Here is a 1,234-nt window from a genome sequence, read left to right as displayed (position 1 = left end):
CGCGCTTGCACTCGACGTTGGGCTACGTCAGTCCGATGCAGTTCGAGCGGGACTGGTACGCTGCCCAGAACCAACGGGTGGCATAATCTCACTCAGTTAAGGGATCCGAAATTCGCGGGCAACGTCACTCAAAGAAATCGTTGATGCCCTCACGCTACGCGCGGGCTGTGTTCGAGGACCGGCTAGCGGACGTGTGGAATGACAGTTTCGACGACCGGGTAGCGTTGCTACGCGCTATCCCGAAAGGGCTCTGACCATGCAAGTGCCCCGCAGCATCGGCGTTGCGGACGTCGCTCGTGAGGCCGGAGATCTGATCGCCGACGTGGTCTCGCGACTTCCCGCGCTTCCTCCAATCATCCGCTGCTACGACGAATTTGATGACGCTACCCGCTCGATCACTTCGCCCACGGACACGGTGGTATTCGAACTGTTGATATATGGACGGCTGCACAGGCTGGACTTCGATCGTTGTCCAGGCGCATATGGCATGCCGGTGAAGCAGCTCTTCTTGTTTCTGCTAGGCAAAGGACTTCAATGTCGTTTCCGCCTTCAAGGCAGCCAGTGGCGCGATGCACTTCTCGGTTCCCGAAGTCGAAAGGCTGGTCGACGCCGGCCCGCACAAAATCGGTCGTGAATGGGCCGTCATGCGCGCTCGCGACTTGCCTCAGGATGCGTACCGCTTCGGCAAAACACTGCTGCGGCTGCTGTGTGCCCACCGACTTTGCGGCTGGTCTCCGACGTATGAAGAATTTATACGCTCTTCCCTGCCTGGTCCTGCAACAGATTCACACGCTGGAGTGCATTCTGGAGATGTCTTTCTATCGGTCGACGAAGAAGCAGCGATCGTGAGGCATTTGGACGAAACGGTTTCAGCTCTCACGTCGTCCGCGAACGCACCTCCAACGCACGACGACCACTGTGACACGGGCATGTTGCTGTGCGCTTACCAGTTTGCCATGCGCCCAATCCAGATCGCGATGCTAACCATGAGAAATGTGCGTATCTGGGAGGATGCGCCGGATGGACCGCCGACGGTTCATCTAACCTTCCATATGGCCAAGCAGAAAAATGCCTCGAAGAGAAAGCCGCTCACACGTCGGGTCAAGCGTATGCGATCCATCAACGACGCCCCTCTGAAGGTGCACGCCGTTGGAGTGTAGCCGGTGTAGGGGGACGCGCGATCAGGGAATGTCGACCGGCATCTTCCAAGGAAGCAGCGCGTCGTATTCATCGA

The 1,234-nt window shown here is 58.1% G+C and carries 1 protein-coding gene; it reads left to right on the top strand.

All coding sequences use genetic code 11. The features are described from left to right. Positions 1-569: 569 nt before the first annotated feature. Entirely contained in the window at positions 570-1,160 is a 591-nt protein-coding gene (locus ACRXB1_RS36300) for a hypothetical protein (RefSeq protein ID WP_449494805.1), read from the top strand. Positions 1,161-1,234: the final 74 nt, after the last annotated feature.

This window comes from Caballeronia sp. M23-90, assembly GCF_053574605.1.
The sequence above is the reverse complement of the archived record's forward strand: the minus strand, read 5'-3'. Positions and strand labels throughout refer to the sequence as shown.

What these genes read in the sequence shown, in the direction of transcription:
- ACRXB1_RS36300 (WP_449494805.1), top strand. Translation starts at nt 570, where the DNA reads ATGCACTTCTCGGTTCCCGAAGTCGAAAGGCTGGTCGACGCCGGCCCG.